Raw genomic sequence first — 20,201 nt, forward strand, 5'->3', positions numbered from 1 at the left:
GCTTCTCAGGGTAGAAGCTGGCCACTTTTGTTTCTTGCTTTTGAGTGCTTTGTTCATTATTTTAGCTTGTTCATTATTAGTGAACATCATATAAAAATGAACGCAGAAGTAGAGCAAGAGATACTGACCTTAGCTTGCCAGGCATTCGAGACGAGCACCCAGCTTAACGCGCATCCGGTACCGTTGCCCGAAAAGCACTTGGCACTAACAGCTGGGAGCCACTATCAGGCCGACGGATGCCTTCGTATCGGTCCGCAAGGGCATCTGTTCCTGGCCGAAGCCAAGCAGCGAATACAATCCGGCACGATAGGGCATCTGCGCTCCATCAACGACCAGGCAGGGGAGCCAGTCGTGCTTGTAGTGCCGTACGTGAGTAGCCAGCAGGGGGAGAAACTGCGCCAGCACGATATTCAGTACCTCGACACTGCCGGTAACGCCTACTTGTACACGGCTGATAAGAGCTTCTTTGTTCTAGTGAGTGGGCAGCGGCAGCCCCTGGCCGATCCGCCTACCCAGCACCGTGCCTTCCAGCCGGCAGGGGTGCAACTGCTCTACCATCTGCTCAGCACCCCCGCGTTGCTGCAAGCCAGCTACCGCGTCATGGCCGAGCAGGCCCAAGTGGCGCTGGGCTCCGTGAGTATCCTGCTGCGGAGCCTGCAACAGCTAGGGTTGTTGCGCGAGGAAGCGGGCCGCCGCCGGTGGACCGACCCGGCCCAGGTGCTCCGCCGCTGGGTCGATGCCTACGGCGAAGTAGTTCGCCCCCGGCTGGCCGCCCAGCGCTACCGCTGGCTCGACCCGGGCGTGGCCCGGCAAGGCTGGCAGGACCTGCCGCTGGGGCCCGACATGCTCTGGGGCGGAGAGCCGGCGGCCCACCTGCTGCTCGATGGGTATCTGCTGCCCGAATACTTCACCCTCTATACCACCGCTTCCCGGGCCGCCATCATGCAGCAGCTGCGGCTGGTGCCCGATGCCCACGGCCCGGTGGAGGTGCTTCGTCCCATGGATACCATTTTCCACCCGGAACGGCCACAGCCTCAGGCAGTACATCCGCTGCTGGCCTACGCCGACCTGATCATCACCACCGACCCGCGCAACCGGGAGGTAGCCCAACGCCTGCATGAGCACTATTTACCCTATCTCGCCTGAGAGCCTGCAGCCCGCGGGCCTGAGCGAGGCAATGGCCGCCCTGCAGCGCGGCTTCGGGCAGTTCGGCGTTGATTTCTACCTAGTAGGGGCGGTGGCCCGCGACATCTGGCTGAGCCAGATCTACCACGAGCCGGCCCGGCGCATGACCAAAGACCTGGACCTGGCCGTGTTCATCAACAATACGAGCCAATACGAGGCCCTGCAGGCCTGGCTAATGGAGCACGAGGGCTTCATTCGGGCTCCGAGCAGTGCTTTCTGCCTGCTGTATCCCGCTTCAGTCGGCAACGTGACAGTAGACCTGATGCCCTTCGGCGCCATTGCTGACGAAGCCGGCGACGTGTATTTTTCGGGGCGGGGCATGGAGCACATTTCCACCGTTGGCTTCTCGGAGGTGCTGGCCGAGGCCGCCACGGTAGCCACCCCGGCCGGCGAGCAGTGGCGGGTAGTAACGCTACCCGGCATCGTCGTGCTGAAGCTGGTGGCCTGGCAGGACCGTCCCGAGCTGCGCGGCAAGGACGCCGTGGATGTCTGGAACCTGCTGGAGGCATATTTCCATCTGATAACCGACGAGATATACACGCACCACCTGGACTTGTTCTCGGAGGACGCCGCCGCCGATAGCACCCATCTGATGCTGCTGGTCGGCGCCCGGGTGTTAGGCCGACAAGTCCAGGAGCTGATTGCCGGCCGCCCGGTGCAAACGCGCCTGCTGACGCTCCTGGCCGACCAGCTCGCCCTGGGAGAACGGAGCCCCTTAGCGCGGGTCATCAGCCGCAGCGGCCCGGAACTGGGCATCAGCTTGGCTACGCTGGCGGCCCTGCGGACGGGCATAGGAGAAACCTGGCCGCTTCCTGAATAACGTCTACAGAGAGACGCCTGAGTGCCGCCGAATGGACTAAGCCCTAGGAGGAGTTACAGTCTTTATTTGTCCAGCAAAAAAGCATACTGGCTGAGCTGATTATCCCGCAGCTTCTCCATCCAGCGCTGGGCATCTTCCGCCGTTTGCATCTCGGCTGCCGGCAGCGGAAACAAGGGTATTACGTCGTTACCTGGCCCTAACGGCATCCGCAAAGCGTAGCCACCCAGCCGCGGCGCCGGTATTAGCTCTATGCAGTAGCCCCGCGCTTCAAACTCGCCAAAAAACTCAGTGATGGACTCCGCGTCCGGTACAAAATGGGGCATGACAGTGGAAGGTAGGAGAGAGGAAATGAAGAAAACGAGGCCGCCAGTTAAATTGGTTGCCAGGCTGCTTGTATGGCATAGAGACGCCGAGCAGGACGTTTCTTGGTTGAGCGGCTTGCCAGCTCTGCTACCGTTTGCGCCGCTGCCGGGTCTGCAGCTCCTGCCAGCACCACACCGCGGCGTCAAACGCTTCCGCCGTGAACTGCACCACCGAGTACCGTACCCGGTCCCGCAGGATAAAGTCGCCAGGCGTATCCCGGTAGCCCAGGCGCCGCAGCTCGGCGGCTTCGCCTGCCTTCAGCGCCTGGGCCAGCTGGAGCTGATAATACCCTTCCGGCGTCACCAGCATGCCGATGCGCTGATTATGCAGGCGAAGCGCTACGCCCCGGCGGGTTTCGTACTTCTCCAGACTAACCGGCTGGTGCACTGGTGCAAGAAGTTCGGGTAAATGGGTCATATCGGTTTGCAAGTGAACTGGTTGAAGTGAAGAGTTTCGGGGAAAATCAAAGCGCAGGCGGGGCTGGCCCGTGTCGTCACGTGCTGAGTGGCGTATTCGGGGACTTGCCGGGGTGAGTATATGCTTCTTCCAGGGCCGTGCGCACCAGGGAATACACTGTTTCCCACCCCAGCCGGACACCTTCCTTGGGTTGTTCCACCAGGTATTGCGCCGTCACGTAGTCCACCAGCGCCACGGTTACGCGGCCCTGCTCCACTTCCACTGGCAGCGCCAGTTGCCACGGCGGCCGGCCGGGGCGTAGAAGTTCGATGACGTGGGAATCGTCAAAGACGGCCCGAACGTGGGCCTCCAGTAAAAAACGTGCGGTTGCCATGTATGTCACAGTTGATGCAGCTGCCATTAGCAGCGTACTTTCCATAGTTCTTGCCAGCTGGTAGTAAACGCCGGGCTCTTCGCCTCCCGCCGCATAGCCCAGGCCTCGCGCTGCCCCGGCGCGGCCACCATCGTGCCCACCCGCACTGTCCCCTTGCCATAGCGGCTGTTGAGACCGTCCAAGGTGCGCATCAGGGCCGCCCGCTCGGGAGAGGCTGCCAATGGCGCAAACAGACTGCCCTGCTGCTGTTGCCCGGCCCGCTCCAACCCGTCCAGCACCACCCCGGCCTTCACGTAGCGCCGGCCCGGCCGGTAGATCCGTTCCAGCCCGCGCCGCGCCCAGGCCGCCAGCACCAGCGTGTCGTCGGTAGCCACCGGCAAAGTCAGCTGAGTGGAAAACGAGTAGGGGGGAGGCGGCCCGGCGTAGCGGCTGGTTTCCACGAACACGGTGAGCAGGCGCGCGGCCAGCCCCTGCTGCCGCAGCTTTTCGCCGGCCCGCGCCACGTGCGTGGCCACGGCCCCGGCCAGGTCAGTTAGCTCACTCAGGGGCTGCCCAAACGAGCGGGTGCAGGCCAGCGACTTGCGGGCTTCATCTTCTACTACCACACTAGCGCAGGGCACCCCGCGTAGTTCCAGCAGCAGCCGGGCTCCCACCACGCCGCCCAGGTTCTTACGCGCCCAGACGTCGCTGACTCCTGCCAGCTCGGCGGCTGTGCGCACGCCGGCAGCATACAGCTTGGCAGCCGACCGGTGCCCCACGCCCCACACATCTTCCACGGCCACCTGCGCCAGCACCTTCCGGCGCTGGGCTTCGTCATCGAGCAGCAGCACGCCCGGTCCCTGGCCGCGCAACATTTCCTGCTTGGCCACTCGGTTGGCCACCTTTGCCAGCGTCTTGGTTGGCGCCACGCCCACGCACACCGGAATGCCGGTGCGCTGCCGCACGGCCCCGCGCAGCTCGGCGGCCCAGCTGGGCAGGTCATAGTGGCGCGTCATGCCCCGCAAATCCAGAAATGCCTCGTCAATGGAATACACTTCCACCGCCGGCGTCACCTGCTCCAGATACCACATCACGCGCCGGCTCATGTCCCCGTACAGCTCGTAGTTCGAGGAGCACACCACCACACCATGCCGCTCCATCAACTCCCGCATCTGAAAATAGGGTGCCCCCATCTTCACGCCCAGCGCCTTCGCCTCCTGCGACCGGGCAATAACGCACCCATCATTGTTGCTGAGCACTACCACCGGCCGCTCTTCCAGCTCCGGCCGGAAAACCCGCTCGCACGAGGCGTAGAAATTATTGCAGTCAATTAAGCCGAACATAGGAGAGGTAATAGGTAAATGGTGACCAGTAGCTGACCGCCAATAAAGAGTAAGACCAGCGGGAAGAAGCCATGTCGCTTACAGCCTCACCCTCCAATTCTTAATTCCTAATTCCTAATTTTTAATTGACACCCCGTGCCGGCCTTCTTTCACCAGCGGGTGCAACACGGCCACTACCACGCCCCAAATCCGCAAATCGTCAGCATTGCGCACCACGATAGGGGAGTAGTCGGCGTTTTCCGCCACTAGCATAGCCGAATTTGGCAGCTTCTTGAGCCGCTTTACGGTGTACTCACCTTCCACGCAGGCTACCACCACGTCCCCGTCCTGGGCCTGCATGCTGCGGTCCACCGCCAGCACATCCCCATCATGGATGCCTGCGCCCATCATGCTGTTGCCCGTGGCCCGCGCCAGAAACGAGGCATCCGGGTGTCGCAGCATCAGCCGGTTCAAGTCGACCAGTTCCGCTTCATAGTCCGCCGCCGGCGACGGAAAGCCACACGACAAGCGGTTGTCGAGCAAGGGTAGAAAGGTCAGGTCCTGCCGGACTTTGCCTAGTATGATTGCAGTTGCCATCGGTGCGTTTTAGTTGGGTTGAAACAGCTTACGATGGCAAGTATACGGCCTTGCTAATTAAATTAGTTAATGTATTGTCAAAAAAATTGGTAAAAATGCGCTGACACTGTCAAAATAGCTTGCTGCTATGCAAACATGTTCCCGGCTGAAGCAGCCATTCCAGTCTGCTTGGAAAGCCGAAGACCGGCTCACACTTCAAAGTGTGGCCGGTCTTTCCAACTCTGCCAGTCGCCGCCCCACCGGACGGCCGGACTCGCCGCTTTCATTAGCTGCGCAAATCGGGCCAGCAACTCCGCCGACCAACTTACCTGCCCGTTGTCGAGCAGAAAGGCCACATCCAAAGCCCTAGCTGGCTTGGCGTTGTGCTTCGACTCCCCACCAAGCTTGTATGTCACGATGGGCCCTGGCTTGTTGCGCCCTTGTGCGTACAGGGCATTTTGCTCATCTACGCTCCTATGCCCCGTTGTCACAATCGGCCGCCCGAGTCGGGCCAATTGTGGGTTGGCCAGCCACGCCAGCAAGGCCTTGGCATAGGCTGCGCGTAGCGTTAGATGCACCCCCGCCAACCGGGCCGCCTGCCGCCCGGCCTGGGCACTACTGAGCGTTACCATCCAGCGAATCCTGGCGAACTTCAGTTGTTTTCGGTAATGCTTCGGCCGGTACTTTTACTACCGCTTCCGGCTTCTGCAAGGCCTTCCGCACGGTAGCCCAGATGGTTACGATGGCCACCAACGCCTGAATAATCAGGTGCCCGTAGTTTTCAATGGTCGACGGGTCGGGAGGCGTAAGACGTTCGGTAACAACCTGACCTAGTAAGGCCGTCGTTACAATGTGGGTGATGTGCCCGGCTTTGGTGCTGCTGAACATGGCTAGCTGATGTTTGGTTAAACTTGTTTGACAAATCTACTAAACGTCAACTTTGTTTTATGGTTGATGAGTTGAAATGATATAATAGTTTTTGAACTTTTACTTGCTGTATTCTAAGTAGGGGCTGCCCCCGTCCCTCCGCTCTGCTGCGGTCCGGGGTCGGGCTGTACGCCACTTCGCTACGGCCCTGCGGGCAGCCTCCTGCGTCGGCTTGGCTGCCATCCCTCAGCCATTCCTCCCGCAACAGCTGCTACTCCCTGAAGCTGACCGTCCCACGCTGCCCAGCCGCGCCCCTAAAAGGCGCCGCCGGTCGGCTACCGAACCCCACCGCCCGGCCCAGCCCCTGCGTTCTGCCCTCCCACCAACTCCTGCGCCACTGCACTCCAGGGCCCGGCCTCCACCTACCGCACCATTCCGACTGCTGCTCCAGACATCAGCGTGTCAACCCAGCCGCCTGCCCAACGCACCGCTTCCAGGCCGCGCCGGGCCGAAAAAGGCCCCACGCCGCCTGTCCGTACCCCAAGCCCCCACCCCGGCGCCAGCGGCTGCTTCCCAACCCACAGCCTGCCCCGCAGCCGCCCGCGCCTCTTCCCCCGCACGATAAGGTCCGCTTTGCGGAGTGTTCATTGGGGAGTCCCCCAAACCCCCGTAGTATGCTCCGCGCTGCGCTGCATGGCCTCGGGTTCCGCAGCCCGAAAAAAGGTTGCTACACCCTCATAAGGCGCCCTTCGGGCCGGTCTGTTGGGGGCCCTCAGCCCGGCCCCCAAACCCCCAGGGCAAGGCTTTCAAGGCAGGCAGCCGGTCCGTGGTGCGTGCCAGCGCGGCAGCCGGGGCTAGGCGCTAATCCAGTGGCAGCAGCTCCACGGGGCGGCCCAAGCGGCGGGCGGCGCGCAGGGCGCTCAACGTCCCTTTGCTGCGGCCGTCCCACACCACCAGCACTAGGTCAGCCCGGCGTACTATATCGGCGTTGCGCACGTGGGGCGCAGCTCCAGCAGGGGCACCCGGTGGGCGCGGGCCCAACTGGCGGCCAGGGCATCTACCCCCGCCGCGCCGCCGCTCACCACTTCGGCGGGGCGTAACTCAGCCGGCCGCTCCGCTAGGGCAGCGCAAGTAGTTATGCCTCGGCTACCCACTACTGCTACCGTCTTATTTTTGTGTTTTTCCATGCATTCAATATATGTAAAATTTAGTTGATATAAAAGCAAAATTATTTGTCAAACTAGTTGTTATAGTGGAAATATGTTTGTACTTTAGGTGTGTAGTCGGGAAGGCCCTGGCTACCGCCCCCCGGAGGCCTACGGCGCGGGCACCCACGGCTAACTTCTACAGCCATGCAACCCCATCAGCTTTTGCAGCTCGCCGCTGCCGTTTGGCAAGGCCCTGCCCTCTGCCCGTTCCAAGGCATCTACGTCGCCCAGTCTGCCGCCACCTATGACCAGGGCAGCGGCCCGCGCTGGTACGTCAGCTTCTCGCTGGCCGAGCGCCCGGCTTGTCAGCCTGCCGGTAACTTTGCTGGCTCTGGCCGCTGCCCCTTTGAGGCCCTCAAAGCTGCTTTCCGCGCTCTGCGCGCCGTGGCCCCTGCCCATGCTTTCGTGGCCGTGTGGGAGGTGATAAAGGCCGAGGACGAGTACGCCCACGTTCCGGCCCATGTCTAGCGTCGCTACGCTGGCCCCCGTAGCATCCGCCCCGGCAGGGGCGGGTAGCTATACCCGCCGCCGTTGCTTCCACGAGCGGGAGCTAGCCGTGTTGCTGTTCGGCGGGCTGCGGGAGGTGGTAGCTGCCGTGACCTACTACGTGCAGTGGGTTTCCGCGGATGAGTTCAGCTGGTCGAGCAACAGGCAGCCCCATGTGCGCCTACGGGGCGTGTACTGCCGGCGCACGGGCCGCCCGCTTTACGTCGGCCGCGCCCAGGAGCAGGCCCTAGCCGAGCAGTTGGCAGAATTACTCTACCACGAGGGTCCGCGCCCATGAGCCCTGGCACCACCTCACAAGCAGGCTGCTGGTACGCGGCCTGCTTGTACGCCGCGGGCCCCGGCTGGGCCGTGGTGCGCGACGTCGCCCAGCCCGGCACCATACCCGGCGGCCCTGGCCTGTATCAGCAAGAGGCCGCCCCCGGCGCCTACGCCACCCACGAGCTAGCCCAGGCCGCCGCGGAGCAGCTGAACCGCCCCGCCTTGCTACGCCTGCGCCCGGCCGACCGCTACGGCGAGCTGCCCCCGCCCGCCGATGACTACCATCCGCACCCCTGGGACCTCCAAGAACCTTTACCTGTCTACTCTCATGCCTAAACCCGCTACTTCCTACCAAGCCCAACTACTCGACCCGCACAGCGCCCAGCCGCAGCCGGTCAGCCCCCGCAACGGCCGCAGCTTCAAGCTGGCCGAACTCTACCAGCTGCTCGACTGCCGCACGGTAGACGTGGTGCGCCTCTCCTCCGAGTTGATTTTGATAATCGACGACGAAGGCAAGTTTCGTAACCCCTGCTACCTCAACGTGCTGGCCACGCACTTCTACCATCAGCATATTCCAGAGGCGCGCGGAGTAGATGTAGTAGTCGGCCGCGTCATTCTGTGCCACGACAAGCAATTCCGCTAAGCCGTGCGCAAAACACCCGCCCCCGTCTGCCGCATTGTGCAGCGGCCCGTGCCCGGCAGCCCGCTGGGCGCCGGCACCTACCTCACCCTAATGAAGTGCCCCGGCACCTCCTGGGCCGCGCTATGGCTCGGGAACCGGGCCGCCGGCCTTCGCGCCGCCTTGCGGGCCGCTTGCCGCGCCCGCTGCAACAGCACCTGCCGCCGCTGCCGGCCGCCATAGGGGCCGCCTACTTCCGCTCCCATTGCCACGGCGCAGGGGCCCGCCGCAACCATCGGCCCTAACCTTTCTCACCTCTTAATCTCTCATTTCTAACTTCTAGTATTATGGCCACTGCCACGAAAACCACCAAGCTGCAAGCCGCTCAGCCCGCCACTCCCGCCCCCGAAACCACGCTAACCCTAGGGCCACTTAGCCCCGCTTACCTGATGGACAAGGTAGACGAGGCCAGCGGTGAAGTCATGCAGGTGCCGCGCTTCCGCTACCTGCCCGGCCACCCGCGCCAAATTCGCTTCGATGCCAAAGCCGGCCAGTTCAACATCGGTGGCATTACGCCGCTGGGCCCCGCCATCAGCTTTATTCCGCTGGCTTGGCGCGTATTCTCCGACAACATTTTGAACATGGGCCGCAAGCTGTGGGCCGAACTGTTTTTTGCCGATGAGAAAGGCGCCATCTGCGCCGTGCTCTTTCACGGCTACAGCGTCGAAAACCTCTACCGCCTGATCGAGCCCCTGTTCTACGACGAGCTGACCTTAGCCGACGTGGTAGTGAAAGTGACGGCCGAAAAGAAGGAGACGGTCAAAGATGGCAAGAAAGCTACCTACTTCATTGCCGGCTTTAGCTACGAAGCCGCCGCCCCCCAGGAAGTAGCCGCCCGCCGCGACTTCGCCCGCGACTTTCCCATCTGGCGCCAGGAAACCTATTCAACCGGGGCTGAGGTGCGCATCAGCCACGGCTACACGGCCCCCGCCGAGGATGCAGCCCCGGAGGGAGTCGAAGAAGCCGAGCTAGCCCAACAAGCCGCCTGATAGCCCGGCCCCCGCGCCACCCGGCGCGGGGGCCATCCTACGCCCATGTTCAGGTCCGTCCTACACGCTCACTGCCCCGACCTGCTTAACCAACCGCAGCTCACCGTGGAGCAGCCGCCCCGCAACGATGCTGAAGCCGCCGACCTGGACAAGCTAAACGAACTGGTAGCTGCCACCGCACCCCTCCCTGACCTGCGCACCCTGGCCCCGGCCGTGCGCCGGCTGTTTCCTGAACCCACTTACCAAGTGGGTTGTGGGGGCGCCCACATCTGGTTGCACCGTGCCACCGACCCCGAGCGCCTGGCCATCATCCGCGAATTCAGCTCGTCCGCCCGAACCCAAGACCCTAAGCCTCCAACTTCCCAAGAACACAATAGCCATGTTTCACAGCCTCACCCATCATCCTGGCCTCACGCAGGACCAGCACCGCGCCCTACCTGGTATCAGCAACACCGGCCTGAGCCAGTTGAAGCACGAACTGTTGGGCCTGACCCGCCAGCCCAACCCCGTGGCCCTGGCCTTTGGCAGCCACTTTCACGCCGCCGTGCTGGAGCCCGCCTACTACGCTCGCACTGCCGAAAAAGGCATCCGCTGGGCCGACCTCGAAACCCTGGCCCGCCAGGTGCGCCGCCAACGCTACTGCCGCGACCTGCTGTATCGAGGTCAGCCCGAGCAGTCCTACACCGCCACTCACGCCGCCACGGGGGTAGGGGTGAAGGTGCGCCCCGACTTGCTGGTGCGCAGCCGTGCCGGCCGCCGCCTCACCCTCATCGACTTCAAAACCACCAGCTCCCCCGACCTGGCCCATTTCCTTACCACCATTGAGAAGTACGACTACGACCGCCAGGCCGCCTTCTACCTCGACGCGCTGGGCGCCACCCGCTTTCTCATCATCGGCGTGCAGAAACGCGCCCCGCATAACGTGTGGCGGGTAGAGCTAACGGCCACGCCCGGCCTCATTGAGCAGGGCCGCAAGAAGTACCAGCGCCTGCTACGTGCCTACACCGCAAGCCTTACCACTGATGGCTTTGCTCCAATGGAAACCCGACTGGCAGCCTGATTCCACTCTTTTTCCTCATTTTCTTACGCATAATGCCATGAGCAAAAACCCCAAACCAAAGCGCAAAAAAACCATCTACCGCGACTCGGAAACCGGCCGCATCACCACTGAGGAATACGCCGAAGAAAACCCGAAAACCACCGAAAAGGAGCGGGTGAGAAAGTAAGATCACATTAAAGAAACGCAGCATAAAGGCTGGTTCTGTAGTCGCAGAACCAGCCTTTTTTTAGATGTATAAATGGGAACCCACTGGCCCTCTCGATAACTTTAGAGCAATACAATTTATACCAACATGGCTCGTCGAGGAGGACCATCAACATTGACGGGAGTAGATTATCAACTCCTATACACAGTGAAGCGGTTCGCCGAGGCGGTAACCGAGGATAGCATTACAACCTTACGGCCTGAGGCTCATTTGCCAGGACAGGCTGTAGCAGTGCCGGATAGGGGCGAGGAAGGAATGATCGAGGCCCCATCGGTTGATGACCTTACTATCTCCCACCGTGGTGGCCCAACGGAATATATCAGCCTAAAGCACCGCGCCGGCCAGCCTTTCTGGACGGTGCAGCAGCTCCTGAGCCGGGGAATTATCGATGATTTCTTTCAACAGCATCAGCAGGATGCTTCCGGGATTCTCCGGCTTCTGTCTCAGTCTCCCATGGACCAGGCACTCCGTGACTGCTTGGAAAGAGTGCCGCAAACGACACCAGCAACGCTGACCGCTCTGGGGAAGGCTCCCTTAGAAGTGTACCAGAAAATTGCGGAGCACATCCGCCAGCATTACCCTGACGCGGCTACGGACGATGAGCATCTGTTGAGGTTTCTGGGGCAGGTCGAGGTGCTGGAGCAGCCCGCTGAAATGCTCACGGAAACCATCTTGCTCCGACTGCAGCCGCACACCCAAGACGCGCAGGCAGCCCTGAATGTGCTCTACAGCTATGCAATGCGTGCCGGCAAACTGCAACTCTTAGTAACGCCTGAAACCATCCGTCAGGAGTTAATCAGTCAGCATCAGCCCTTCATCTTACCGCCTAGGCAGGAAGAAATACTAGCTCAGCTCGAAGCCGTTGGTGCAACTTTGAGGGCCGTGCCGGCTAACATTGGTAATCTGCCTGGGCACCATATTACCCGTTCGGAAGCGGTAATCTTGGCTGACTGGGTGCAGGAGCCTTTACCCAGGGCCAAGCCCGAGCAATCGAAAGCAACCACTGCCAGTCGGATTGTTATTGGTGGGGCAGGTTTGGGCAAAACCGTAGTCTTACGGGATGTTTATCAGGAGTTGACGCGACGTCGTATTCCGGTTCTGGCCCTGAAGGCCGACCGCATTAAAGGCGAAACCAAGGGGAAGCTGCTAGACGACATCAGAGCCAACGGGTTGCAGTTTCCCTTGAAACAAGCCCTGGCAATTGTCGCATCTGCTGAGCGGCCAGCCGTAGTGCTGGTGGATCAGTTGGACGCCTTATCCATGTGTTTAGGAGCCGAACGGGGCCTGCTCACCAGCTATACCGAATTGCTCAATGAATTGCAGCAGCTGCCGCATGTCCGCTTCATTCTTTCCTGTCGCACCTTCGATCTGCGGCACGACCCCGAATTGGCCCCGTTTCGGGCAGCGGAGCAGGTGGAAATAGCCCACCTAACGGTTGAACAGGTTAATGAAGCACTGCAGGCCGCTGACGCGGGTACCGTCGAGGGTATGGATCCGGCGGTAATAAAGCTGCTGCAGACGCCCTTGCATCTGGCTATCTATTGCGCATTAGATCCTGAGTCTCGCAGCGGGGAGCCAGTTACCAGCTTGCAGGGCTTGTACGACAGGCTGCTGCAACAATACCTGCTCAACTCCAAGCGTCTGCCGGGCAATGTCGGTATCAGTCAAGTAAGAAAGTATCTCTACCAATTGGCCGATGCCATGTTCCAAAAGCAGCAGCTCACGCTGCCCCGCCTATTTTGGGAAGAAGAGGATACCGATGTATTCAACTATCTGAACACGCAGGCTATTGTAAACCTGGTAGGGCCCAATGGCCAACAGATTACGTTTTTTCATCAAACCTTCTACGAGTATCTGTTTGCCAAGCAATTTGTTGCCAAAGGCCAGGCATTATCAGATTTCGTGCTGACCTCTGGTCAGGGGTTATTTTTTCGCTCGTTAATTCAGCAGGTTCTCGTATTTCTGCGCGGGCAGGATCCTGACGCCTACCTGCAGCAGGTCCGTCAACTCCTGAACTCTTCGGCTTGTCGTTTCCATATCAAGCTGCTCATCACCCAATTTCTGGCAACGCAAACAGCGCCCGAAGCTGCCGAAATAGAGTTGGTTCGCACCAGCATAGTACCTAACCCTGGCTTGGTTCAGCCTTTCATCGAAACCGCAAGTCATCGGCCCTGGCTTGAGTTCCTAACTGAACCCACGTTGTTTTTGCAGTTGGCGGCCGGCGTAGAGCACCTAGAAATGGGGCAGGCGTCATCGGTGCCCAGCACGCTGCTGTGGGTATTGGCTCGTCGTGGCCCGGAATTATTGTTTCCCAGAATCCCACTTCTGCCGGCCGGCCCCCACCTGACTACCTGGATTGCCAAAGTGCTGGATGACGCCGGTGCCACCAGCGCTGCCGGGTTCACTGAGCTATTTAATGTGGCATTCGCAGGGGAAGTGAGCGAACGGCAACAATTCTGGTACTGGAAAATTCTGCAGGATCAAGCACCAACTAGACCTGAGTGGGTGGCAGAGAAGGTCTTTGCTCAGTTGGCTGATGCCCCGTTCGATAATGACCACAAGCAGCGACTTAGGCACGAAGAATACGTGCAAGCAGAAATTTTCAAAGGGCTCTGGAAAGCTGATCCACAGATAGCATTCAGCTTAAGCAGCCGATTGCTGCGTACTTGGATTCGTCGGGGTAATCATTATCGAGCGCCCGAAATTTTGGAGCATGCGTGGAGCCGACCAGGATATACACTTCTACCAGCACCTTATTTTCTTGAATACCGTGCTCTAGATGATCGAAACCAAGAGCCGCATTCATCTTATAGCGCGGTTATACACTACACATGGAAGTATCTGACAGATCCAACAAACACACAGCAGCCTAGCTACGAGCATACGGTTCGCAAGTGGCTATTCAGTCGTACAAATTTGTTGGTGAATATGGCATTGGCTGCAGCTTCGCATAATACAGCAGTATTTGCTCCTGCGTTAATTAAACTATTTTTGAAAAACGGCTGGTTTATTAAAGCCGCTCGCAGTGGTTATGTTGGTTATTTTACCCGTAAAGTGCTGCCTCATTTGTGGGATGAAGTACTATACGATCAGCGCATACAGCTGGCACATGCTATATCTGCCCGTGAGCTTGTAGCTAATTTCAGAGTTTATACTGATGATAAAGAAAAACGTCGCTTTTTAAGCCGCCATGGCCGAGATGCCTTGTGTAATCTGCAGGTATTAGGTCATGAGCGTCTGAAGGACGGCTACGCACCACAGGCAGCTTTACTCACGCAACTTGCCCGCCGGTGGGGACGGTTGATAGAAGAGGAGCCTGGCATAAAAGGATATACTCGGGCTGCAGAGCCCAGCCCGGCTGGTCAGTGGAACGTCGAAAAGTTAACCCCCGTCAATTGGTTGCGCGCACTGCGTAAATATCGATTGAAAGGTGAGCCTGACGTGTGGTCTGATGAGGGTACTTATGAGGGCCTATGTCACCATATCAACCGACTAATCAAAGACCGTCCCGCTGACCACGTGGGCCTGTTGACCTACCTGCTAGATAATCGGGATGAAAGCATTGCCATGCTATTGCCTGAGCTGTGCGAGGCCGCTTCCGTTATGGCCGCCCCGTTGGTAGAATCAGCCTACGAAAAGCAACTGCTGAATCAAGAGGATTATCGCCGCCTCAAGCGAAAGACGTCTTCTAAAACAGCAGACCAGGACCAGCCGCTGGCTGCAGAGTTTGTGCAGCACGATCTGGCAACCATCCGGCAGAATCTTAATGCCGAGTGTAATTTCAAACTAGAGGAGGGACCGAGTGAGCGGGGTGCGCGTCAAGATTTACTAAATGCTGCTCTGAATACTCCTGGAGCCAGTGAATTGTATAATCTCCTGACTGAACGACTGCCTGAATCCGAGGTTCCGGAGGTCGTAAAACTGCTGGGTACCGTCGCTACCGAAGGCAGCCTGATTATTCGTGCTGCTGCCGTGGCGCACCTCGCTATGTTGTTGCGCACCTCGTTGCCTGAGGAAAGCGTGGTGGGAATTTTTGAACAGCTTATCGGTAGGGAGTACATTTTATTAGCTCCTGGTCAATGGTCGTTGCAATACTTGGTGTGGCGGGGTAAGCCCACTATTTTCCGTTTGCTGCGGGAGGGAATGGCAGAGCCGGCCGCCCACGAAACCATTACCCGCATTCTGGCCGTGCAGTGGGGGCATGACGTGCCCGGAGCTCACGAGTTGTTGCGGGAAATTTGGGCACTAAACCCGGCCATGATGCCAATTACCTTGGATCAACTGCTAACGGGATACAATCGGTGGTCAAGGCAGGCAGTAGTATTTGACGCCATGAGTTATTTCCTATCCACTGAAATGACCAAAGAGCTAGTCCGGGAGTTAGATGACGTATTCCGGCACTTGTCAGTAGATGAGTTGCCCAGCGCAATCAGTTTAATTGAACAATACATTTCTACTTGTGCTCCCCATATTGAGTACGAGCACTTTTTGCTTGATTACCTAGCTCAATGCGTTACGCAGCATCCCGAAGTGTGCATCAAACTGCTGGCACTGCTGCTATCTCACCTTAACAAAACCTACAAGCGCTACGACTTTAAGCGCACCATCCTGAAAGTACTTGTGGAAGCCTATACCCGTCTGCCGCATCAAAATGCCCACTACCCGGCTGTACAGACCGCTTTAGATTTATTTGACGAACTATTGCAGGATCCTACTGTGCGCAACGACGACCTGAAGAAAGTAATGAGTGAAGTGATGACTTCCTAAATGGTATTTATACCATCTAAGCTGATAAAAAACAGAAAGGCCAGCCTAATTGCAAGGCTGGCCTTTTTGATGCTTCAATAGCTAAGTTAGCTACCCGTCTACCTGCTCCCGCGTTAGAGTCTGCGGAGTCGGATTATCAATCACCTGCGGCGGACTGGGCACCACAATAACAAGTGGGGGCGTAGTAACGTCCTCTCCGAAGAGCGCATTAGCTGGCAACGCTTGACCGCCGTTGCCGTCCGGAATCTGATTAAAAATTACCAGTTCCTCGCCCGGTGTGCTCTGCGCCAGGGCATCCGTCAGCTGGCTTTGCGTGACGAGGTTGCGCAGGTCGCCAATCAACAACGTTTGCGTGCTTACATCTACGTTGTAGAGCTGATTCAGGGCGTTCATCTGCACCGCGGCGTCTTCTGCCACGCCAAGAGCGTCAGCCAGGAGCTGAGCATAGCGCCGGGCCTTCTGGTCGGCGCGGGCCCGCAGACGAATGGCGCGCTTCATGCGGCGCTTAAACTGTACTTGGTAAGAAGTGAGTGCCATCTGTAGAAGAGAGATTCGAGAGATGAGAAGTGAGACAAATGCAAGGCAGACAAACAGAGAGGTGAGAAGCGGAAGAAAGCCAGTAAGCGGCTTTAACTTCTCGCTTCTCACCTCTCCCTTCTACCACTAGGCCACGTACTCGATAGCTAGCGGGTTGGTGCTGTTGTTGTTCAGCGGGTAATTCTTGCCGTTCACCTGCTGATAGAAGTTGATGCCGACCACGCCAACTACCAGCTCCGCGTCAGTTGGGGCCGTGGCAAAGGTGGCCACCACGCTCTGGTTCAGCAGCGGCGCGTTGTTGATGGGCAACACCCCCAGTGGAGCCGCCACGGTGGCGTTGGTGAAGGTCAGGGCCTCCATGTCCAGCGCCGAGGCCGCAAACACCACCTCGAAGTGCGTAGCGCCCTGCGGCGCGGCAATGTCGGAGGTCGGGTTTATGCTGGGAATACTCATCGTCACCTGTGCGCCGCTGCCCGTCACCTCGAAGGGGAAGTACATGCTCTGCGCAATGCCGGCCCCCGCGTTGAAGTTGAAGCCCAGCAACGGCGCCGAGTTGCTGGCGTCAAACACACGCTGACCCCGGTCGTTGGTGTCGTCGAGGCCGATTACCTCCCGCATTACCTTCGTAAGACGAGCCGCCACCCGGCTGTCGCTGGCCGCGGCAATGGCCACGCGCAATGAGTCGCGCAGCACCTTGCTGTAGCTGGCGGCTAGGCCAAATTCAGCCGCGTTTTCCCTCGTTCGGGCTCGGCTCGGGGCCGAGGCGAAGGCCGCTTTGTTGCTGGCCGGCTTTTGGGCCACCGAGCCATCCTTGCGAAAGACCAGCCCACCTACCGTGCCCTGTAACCCCAGGATACCTGTTTGTTGTGCCATTGTGAAAAGTAAGTTGTTGGAACGCGCCCTGTTTGCCACTATTGGCCAACTCCCAAACCCGCGCCCGTAGCCAGAGAGCTGTTGTAGGGCTGAAATACATCAACTAAATTTGACAATTATAGTAAGGCGCCCCAATCAGCCCGGTTCGACCCCACATACTCCGCCCTGTGCCCCGCATCTGCATTTATCCCAAAGACGTAGCCGCCCTCACCGGCCGCAGCTACGACGTGGCCAAGCGGCTGATGCGCCGGGTGCGCCAGGCCGCCGGCAAACCTACCGGCGCTTTTGTTACCGTCCAGGATTTCTGCCGCTTCACCGGCCTCGATGCCGCCGAAGTGGCACAGGCCCTCGACCGTAAATCCACCTGAACAGCTCCCACCCAGCCACCGCCGACCGTACTCGGAGGCAGGATGGAGCCTATTCGGAGCTATTTCGGAGTTGCCGTAGCGGCTGCCTGACAGACACTAGCGCGCCCGGCTAGAACTTGTTCTACACCGGGCGCAGTAGGCGCACTATAAAGGGTTACGCTGCCAGTACATTGCATACAGCACTATCTGTTGCAAGGGTAGTCGTAGGAGCAGTGGTTGGACCGTCCCAGGCTGCCCGCATAGCTTGGTGCTGCAGTTCCTCTACTACTTGCGCGTAGCGCATGGTATTCTGAATTTTGGCGTGCCCCATCACCCGCTGTAGCACCGTCACGGGCATGCCCCGGAGCAAACTTTGCACGGCGAAGGTGTGGCGGGCCGTGTGCATGGTCACCAGTTCATGCAGCGGAACCGCTGTTTTCGTTATTTGTCCGCCCACCGAGTTGATTACTTCGACCTTGCGGGTGAGGCCAGCCAACTGCGCCGCCTTTTTCAGGTAGCGGTTCAGGGGTTGATTAGCCAACACTGGCAACAAGCGCGCGCCCTCAAACTGCCGCTCAGCCGTGGCATACCGGTCCAGAATCTCGGCCGCCATGCGACTCAGATAAATGCTCACTGTAGCCCGGGTTTTAGTCTGCACCAATCGAAGCACCCGGTCCCCGTCGCCGTTGGCGCCCAGGGCGTACACGTTGCCCGCGTGCAGGGCTGCCACATCCGAGTAGCGCAAGCCCGTGTAGCAGCAGAATAAGAACACGTCCCGCGCTGGCTCCAGCGTAGCCGGCAGCTTCGCCGCCACCAGGGCTGCTAGGTCAGCGCCGGTTAGGTAGGTTTTGGCCTGGTCGGTGTAGCGTACTTCCAGCCGCTTTAAGTCCAGACCAAGCCGTAGCTCCCGCTCATCCTGCGCATGCCGCAAAAAGGTCTTTAGGTCTTTCAGCACGGTATAGACCCCATTGGCCGACAGCCCGCAAGCCCGCAGGTAGCCAACGAACTCATCATGCACCGCCAGCGTGTAGTCGGCTAGCACCAGAGCCTTACGTCGGGTCTTGGCTAGAAAGGCCGTCAAGTGATTTTCGGCCGTCTTGTAGTGCCGCAGAGTGTGAAAAGCATATCCGCGCCCGTGCAGTACCTCCCGAAACGCCGCGAAACGCACCACCAGCAATGGTTCTTCCTTCACTACCACGGCCGCCGGATTTACGGCCTCGCGCATCAGGGCGACGGTAGGGGCAACGTTCATCGCCCGCAACTCCCGATACCGGTCTTCCAACCGCCGCTCCAAGGCTTCCAGCCCGTCGTTAGCTGCCTGATAGCCCGGGAAGGAGCGCCGGAACTCCTGCTCCCGCTCGTTCCACTGCCGCGGCTCGCACCGCTCTTTAGTGGAGCAGCGCAACCGCAGCCCATCGAAATACGCCGACACGTAGACCGGCACCGTGCCTGCCTTGTCCTGCTTGTCGTGCCGCAACTCAAACAATACTTTCATAGGGTTTGAAAAAAGAGGTGGCGTAAGAGGTGGCGTAAAAGCATTGGTAAGTCTGGGTAAACCCATTGGTAGAACCCGACCGGCCTAAACGCAAACTAGCCTCAAAAACTGCATCTGCGAACAGATTTACAGCTTTTGAGGCTAGTTTTTGCGGAAGTTTTTAACGCTTCCAAGTACCCAGAGCCGGGGTCGAACCGGCACATCTTTCGATATCGGTGTTTGAGACCGACGCGTCTACCGATTCCGCCATCTGGGCATCTCGTTCCTACAACTCAGGAACGGGTGGCAAACTTAGTGAGACTTTCTCTAATGCGCAACAAATACCGCTTTTTCAGATAATACGTTCGGATTTGCTGGAGGGCCTGGGGGCGCGTATCCACGGGTAGTCCCTCATAGCCAGCCAGAACCGGCTCAATGCCCGCGTCGAGCGTGTCGGACAAATCTTTCACGTCAGTTTCTACGCGCTGCATGATTTCGGGGTCAGGCTCAAATTCCAGCTCCATGAGCTGCTCGTTGAGGTCCATTACCTCCATCAGGAAATCGGGGGGCAGTTCCTGCTTGCCTTCCTCCATGAGCCCGTGCTGACCCAGGATGTAGGCCATGCACTGGTCGGGGTTGGAGAGGGTGCGATAGGCGTTGGTGTTGAGCGTGGCCAGGTGCAAGATTTCCTGTTGGCGCTCCGGGGTGGCCGTAGCGTGAAAATCGGGATGATACTCGCGGCTGAGGGCGTAGTACTTACGCTTGAGGGTGGCCTCATCGGGGCGGAAGGTCTCGGGCAGCTCGTAGAATTCGAAGTAATTGGGAGTCATAATCAGTCGGGGAGAGGAAGCAAAACCGCTAGAGTGGCCTACGGGTTTCGGCCGGGTTAGGCTGAGTTGTAGCAGCCAGCGACCGACGGTTTGCTTGACGTGAGCACACAGAGAGGCCTAGAAGGAGAGTTGGCAAACAGAACGTCATGTCGAGCTTGCCGAGATATGACGGTGGTTTTCAGTGGTTCTTTACCTGCTGTTCACGCACTACTCACAGGCACGCTAGGCCAGGTCAACCGGGAGGGTGGCGGCTTCAACGCGGTGTACCGAGAAGGCGACGGGGGCGGCTGAGAACAGTTTCTTGGTGGCGGGCCACACTTGCCCAAACAGCTCGGAGCGACGGTAGGTATTCAGGGCATCGGCGGAGTCCCAGTGGCTGTGGGTGCAGTACACGTGAGGCAGTTCCGCATCTTGCCACAACTCCAGAAACCGGCACCCTGGCATCTGGCGAATCTGGTTTTCCGACTGGCGAAATATCTCCAGAAAAGCCGGCACGTTTTCCGGGGCAAACGTCATGCGCACAATTCGAATCAGCATAGGAAGAAGCTGCTAAATTTCAGAGCCA

The 20,201-nt window shown here is 59.2% G+C and carries 26 protein-coding genes and 1 tRNA gene; 12 read left to right on the plus strand and 15 right to left on the minus strand.

Annotated features, from left to right (window positions below):
- Positions 1-96 precede the first annotated feature (96 nt).
- Together HMJ29_RS13120 and HMJ29_RS13125 are read left to right on the plus strand one after the other, a co-directional pair.
- Positions 97-1,146, plus strand: coding sequence for a type IV toxin-antitoxin system AbiEi family antitoxin (locus HMJ29_RS13120; RefSeq protein ID WP_171591924.1), 1,050 nt, complete (start codon positions 97-99; stop codon positions 1,144-1,146).
- The gene (locus tag HMJ29_RS13125) at positions 1,118-2,005 is read left to right on the plus strand and encodes a nucleotidyl transferase AbiEii/AbiGii toxin family protein (RefSeq protein WP_171591925.1); all 888 of its coding nucleotides are present in this window, start codon (positions 1,118-1,120) and stop codon (positions 2,003-2,005) included. Before HMJ29_RS13120 ends, HMJ29_RS13125 begins: the two co-directional genes overlap by 29 nt.
- A 62-nt stretch (positions 2,006-2,067) precedes the next feature.
- Here HMJ29_RS13125 and HMJ29_RS13130 read toward each other — a convergent pair whose 3' ends face one another.
- The 9 genes from HMJ29_RS13130 to HMJ29_RS20485 form a co-directional block, all read right to left on the minus strand.
- Positions 2,068-2,328, minus strand: coding sequence for a hypothetical protein (locus tag HMJ29_RS13130; RefSeq protein WP_171591926.1), 261 nt, complete (start codon positions 2,326-2,328; stop codon positions 2,068-2,070).
- Between the two features lie 127 nt (positions 2,329-2,455).
- A complete protein-coding gene (locus HMJ29_RS13135; RefSeq protein ID WP_171591927.1) occupies positions 2,456-2,785 on the minus strand; it encodes a hypothetical protein in 330 nt (109 codons plus the stop codon).
- A 76-nt stretch (positions 2,786-2,861) separates the two neighbouring features.
- On the minus strand, positions 2,862-3,158 hold the full coding sequence (locus HMJ29_RS13140; RefSeq protein WP_171591928.1) for a hypothetical protein: 297 nt from the start codon (positions 3,156-3,158) through the stop codon (positions 2,862-2,864).
- Positions 3,159-3,184: 26 nt separating this feature from the next.
- Positions 3,185-4,480 carry a Y-family DNA polymerase gene (locus tag HMJ29_RS13145; RefSeq protein WP_171591929.1) on the minus strand — a complete coding sequence of 432 codons (1,296 nt, stop codon included), beginning with the start codon at positions 4,478-4,480 and terminating at the stop codon, positions 3,185-3,187.
- 114 nt (positions 4,481-4,594) lie between these two features.
- Positions 4,595-5,056 (minus strand): LexA family protein, encoded by a 462-nt coding sequence (locus HMJ29_RS13150; protein ID WP_171591930.1) that lies wholly within the window; start codon positions 5,054-5,056, stop codon positions 4,595-4,597.
- A gap of 188 nt (positions 5,057-5,244) precedes the next feature.
- Positions 5,245-5,667 carry a M15 family metallopeptidase gene (locus HMJ29_RS13155; protein WP_171591931.1) on the minus strand — a complete coding sequence of 141 codons (423 nt, stop codon included), beginning with the start codon at positions 5,665-5,667 and terminating at the stop codon, positions 5,245-5,247.
- Entirely contained in the window at positions 5,651-5,923 is a 273-nt protein-coding gene (locus HMJ29_RS13160; RefSeq protein WP_171591932.1) for a hypothetical protein, read from the minus strand. Before HMJ29_RS13160 ends, HMJ29_RS13155 begins: the two co-directional genes overlap by 17 nt.
- Before the next feature lie 840 nt (positions 5,924-6,763).
- Positions 6,764-6,898 (minus strand): hypothetical protein, encoded by a 135-nt coding sequence (locus HMJ29_RS20630; protein WP_301339233.1) that lies wholly within the window; start codon positions 6,896-6,898, stop codon positions 6,764-6,766.
- A complete protein-coding gene (locus HMJ29_RS20485; protein ID WP_253805640.1) occupies positions 6,880-7,089 on the minus strand; it encodes an SLOG family protein in 210 nt (69 codons plus the stop codon). The genes HMJ29_RS20630 and HMJ29_RS20485 overlap by 19 nt, the downstream gene beginning before the upstream one ends.
- Positions 7,090-7,254: 165 nt before the next feature.
- Here HMJ29_RS20485 and HMJ29_RS13170 point away from each other — a divergent pair, with 165 nt between their 5' ends.
- From HMJ29_RS13170 to HMJ29_RS13205, 9 genes are all read left to right on the plus strand, one after another.
- Positions 7,255-7,578, plus strand: coding sequence for a hypothetical protein (locus tag HMJ29_RS13170; protein ID WP_171591933.1), 324 nt, complete (start codon positions 7,255-7,257; stop codon positions 7,576-7,578).
- Entirely contained in the window at positions 7,571-7,894 is a 324-nt protein-coding gene (locus HMJ29_RS13175) for a hypothetical protein (RefSeq protein WP_171591934.1), read from the plus strand. The genes HMJ29_RS13170 and HMJ29_RS13175 overlap by 8 nt, the downstream gene beginning before the upstream one ends.
- Positions 7,891-8,211, plus strand: coding sequence for a hypothetical protein (locus HMJ29_RS13180; RefSeq protein WP_171591935.1), 321 nt, complete (start codon positions 7,891-7,893; stop codon positions 8,209-8,211). Before HMJ29_RS13175 ends, HMJ29_RS13180 begins: the two co-directional genes overlap by 4 nt.
- Positions 8,204-8,518 (plus strand): DUF3846 domain-containing protein, encoded by a 315-nt coding sequence (locus HMJ29_RS13185; protein WP_171591936.1) that lies wholly within the window; start codon positions 8,204-8,206, stop codon positions 8,516-8,518. Before HMJ29_RS13180 ends, HMJ29_RS13185 begins: the two co-directional genes overlap by 8 nt.
- Before the next feature lie 122 nt (positions 8,519-8,640).
- Entirely contained in the window at positions 8,641-8,799 is a 159-nt protein-coding gene (locus HMJ29_RS13190; RefSeq protein ID WP_171591937.1) for a hypothetical protein, read from the plus strand.
- 42 nt (positions 8,800-8,841) lie between these two features.
- On the plus strand, positions 8,842-9,543 hold the full coding sequence (locus HMJ29_RS13195; protein ID WP_171591938.1) for a hypothetical protein: 702 nt from the start codon (positions 8,842-8,844) through the stop codon (positions 9,541-9,543).
- A 379-nt stretch (positions 9,544-9,922) separates the two neighbouring features.
- Positions 9,923-10,603, plus strand: coding sequence for a PD-(D/E)XK nuclease-like domain-containing protein (locus HMJ29_RS13200; protein WP_171591939.1), 681 nt, complete (start codon positions 9,923-9,925; stop codon positions 10,601-10,603).
- Between the two features lie 37 nt (positions 10,604-10,640).
- Entirely contained in the window at positions 10,641-10,769 is a 129-nt protein-coding gene (locus HMJ29_RS20635; protein ID WP_301339234.1) for a hypothetical protein, read from the plus strand.
- Between the two features lie 186 nt (positions 10,770-10,955).
- Positions 10,956-15,575, plus strand: coding sequence for an NACHT domain-containing protein (locus HMJ29_RS13205; protein ID WP_171591940.1), 4,620 nt, complete (start codon positions 10,956-10,958; stop codon positions 15,573-15,575).
- 90 nt (positions 15,576-15,665) lie between these two features.
- Here HMJ29_RS13205 and HMJ29_RS13210 read toward each other — a convergent pair whose 3' ends face one another.
- Positions 15,666-16,112 (minus strand): hypothetical protein, encoded by a 447-nt coding sequence (locus HMJ29_RS13210; RefSeq protein ID WP_253805641.1) that lies wholly within the window; start codon positions 16,110-16,112, stop codon positions 15,666-15,668.
- Between the two features lie 126 nt (positions 16,113-16,238).
- Positions 16,239-16,985 carry a hypothetical protein gene (locus HMJ29_RS13215; protein ID WP_171591941.1) on the minus strand — a complete coding sequence of 249 codons (747 nt, stop codon included), beginning with the start codon at positions 16,983-16,985 and terminating at the stop codon, positions 16,239-16,241.
- Positions 16,986-17,152: 167 nt separating this feature from the next.
- Between HMJ29_RS13215 and HMJ29_RS13220 the strand changes: the two genes are divergently transcribed.
- Entirely contained in the window at positions 17,153-17,353 is a 201-nt protein-coding gene (locus HMJ29_RS13220) for a hypothetical protein (protein ID WP_171591942.1), read from the plus strand.
- Positions 17,354-17,507: 154 nt separating this feature from the next.
- Here the strand turns inward: HMJ29_RS13220 and HMJ29_RS13225 are convergent, their stop codons facing one another.
- From HMJ29_RS13225 to HMJ29_RS13240, 4 genes are all read right to left on the minus strand, one after another.
- On the minus strand, positions 17,508-18,827 hold the full coding sequence (locus HMJ29_RS13225) for a site-specific integrase (RefSeq protein ID WP_171591943.1): 1,320 nt from the start codon (positions 18,825-18,827) through the stop codon (positions 17,508-17,510).
- Between the two features lie 174 nt (positions 18,828-19,001).
- Positions 19,002-19,083 (minus strand) — tRNA-Leu (locus HMJ29_RS13230).
- Between the two features lie 16 nt (positions 19,084-19,099).
- Positions 19,100-19,636, minus strand: a complete 537-nt coding sequence (locus HMJ29_RS13235) for an iron-sulfur cluster co-chaperone HscB C-terminal domain-containing protein (RefSeq protein WP_244679267.1) — start codon at positions 19,634-19,636, stop codon at positions 19,100-19,102.
- Between the two features lie 222 nt (positions 19,637-19,858).
- Entirely contained in the window at positions 19,859-20,173 is a 315-nt protein-coding gene (locus tag HMJ29_RS13240; protein ID WP_171591944.1) for a putative quinol monooxygenase, read from the minus strand.
- Positions 20,174-20,201 lie beyond the last annotated feature (28 nt).

The organism is Hymenobacter taeanensis, assembly GCF_013137895.1.
Lineage (GTDB): Bacteria > Bacteroidota > Bacteroidia > Cytophagales > Hymenobacteraceae > Hymenobacter > Hymenobacter taeanensis.

What these genes read in the sequence shown, in the direction of transcription:
- HMJ29_RS13185 (WP_171591936.1), top strand. Translation starts at nt 8,204, where the DNA reads ATGCCTAAACCCGCTACTTCCTACCAAGCCCAACTACTCGACCCGCAC.
- HMJ29_RS13155 (WP_171591931.1), bottom strand. Translation starts at nt 5,667, where the DNA reads ATGGTAACGCTCAGTAGTGCCCAGGCCGGGCGGCAGGCGGCCCGGTTG.
- HMJ29_RS13135 (WP_171591927.1), bottom strand. Translation starts at nt 2,785, where the DNA reads ATGACCCATTTACCCGAACTTCTTGCACCAGTGCACCAGCCGGTTAGT.
- HMJ29_RS13130 (WP_171591926.1), bottom strand. Translation starts at nt 2,328, where the DNA reads ATGCCCCATTTTGTACCGGACGCGGAGTCCATCACTGAGTTTTTTGGC.
- HMJ29_RS20485 (WP_253805640.1), bottom strand. Translation starts at nt 7,089, where the DNA reads ATGGAAAAACACAAAAATAAGACGGTAGCAGTAGTGGGTAGCCGAGGC.
- HMJ29_RS13170 (WP_171591933.1), top strand. Translation starts at nt 7,255, where the DNA reads ATGCAACCCCATCAGCTTTTGCAGCTCGCCGCTGCCGTTTGGCAAGGC.
- HMJ29_RS13120 (WP_171591924.1), top strand. Translation starts at nt 97, where the DNA reads ATGAACGCAGAAGTAGAGCAAGAGATACTGACCTTAGCTTGCCAGGCA.
- HMJ29_RS13175 (WP_171591934.1), top strand. Translation starts at nt 7,571, where the DNA reads ATGTCTAGCGTCGCTACGCTGGCCCCCGTAGCATCCGCCCCGGCAGGG.
- HMJ29_RS13215 (WP_171591941.1), bottom strand. Translation starts at nt 16,985, where the DNA reads ATGGCACAACAAACAGGTATCCTGGGGTTACAGGGCACGGTAGGTGGG.
- HMJ29_RS13145 (WP_171591929.1), bottom strand. Translation starts at nt 4,480, where the DNA reads ATGTTCGGCTTAATTGACTGCAATAATTTCTACGCCTCGTGCGAGCGG.
- HMJ29_RS13225 (WP_171591943.1), bottom strand. Translation starts at nt 18,827, where the DNA reads ATGAAAGTATTGTTTGAGTTGCGGCACGACAAGCAGGACAAGGCAGGC.
- HMJ29_RS13125 (WP_171591925.1), top strand. Translation starts at nt 1,118, where the DNA reads ATGAGCACTATTTACCCTATCTCGCCTGAGAGCCTGCAGCCCGCGGGC.
- HMJ29_RS13200 (WP_171591939.1), top strand. Translation starts at nt 9,923, where the DNA reads ATGTTTCACAGCCTCACCCATCATCCTGGCCTCACGCAGGACCAGCAC.
- HMJ29_RS13190 (WP_171591937.1), top strand. Translation starts at nt 8,641, where the DNA reads ATGGCTCGGGAACCGGGCCGCCGGCCTTCGCGCCGCCTTGCGGGCCGC.
- HMJ29_RS13180 (WP_171591935.1), top strand. Translation starts at nt 7,891, where the DNA reads ATGAGCCCTGGCACCACCTCACAAGCAGGCTGCTGGTACGCGGCCTGC.
- HMJ29_RS13140 (WP_171591928.1), bottom strand. Translation starts at nt 3,158, where the DNA reads ATGGCAACCGCACGTTTTTTACTGGAGGCCCACGTTCGGGCCGTCTTT.
- HMJ29_RS13235 (WP_244679267.1), bottom strand. Translation starts at nt 19,636, where the DNA reads ATGACTCCCAATTACTTCGAATTCTACGAGCTGCCCGAGACCTTCCGC.
- HMJ29_RS13195 (WP_171591938.1), top strand. Translation starts at nt 8,842, where the DNA reads ATGGCCACTGCCACGAAAACCACCAAGCTGCAAGCCGCTCAGCCCGCC.
- HMJ29_RS13150 (WP_171591930.1), bottom strand. Translation starts at nt 5,056, where the DNA reads ATGGCAACTGCAATCATACTAGGCAAAGTCCGGCAGGACCTGACCTTT.
- HMJ29_RS20635 (WP_301339234.1), top strand. Translation starts at nt 10,641, where the DNA reads ATGAGCAAAAACCCCAAACCAAAGCGCAAAAAAACCATCTACCGCGAC.
- HMJ29_RS13210 (WP_253805641.1), bottom strand. Translation starts at nt 16,112, where the DNA reads ATGGCACTCACTTCTTACCAAGTACAGTTTAAGCGCCGCATGAAGCGC.
- HMJ29_RS13240 (WP_171591944.1), bottom strand. Translation starts at nt 20,173, where the DNA reads ATGCTGATTCGAATTGTGCGCATGACGTTTGCCCCGGAAAACGTGCCG.
- HMJ29_RS13160 (WP_171591932.1), bottom strand. Translation starts at nt 5,923, where the DNA reads ATGTTCAGCAGCACCAAAGCCGGGCACATCACCCACATTGTAACGACG.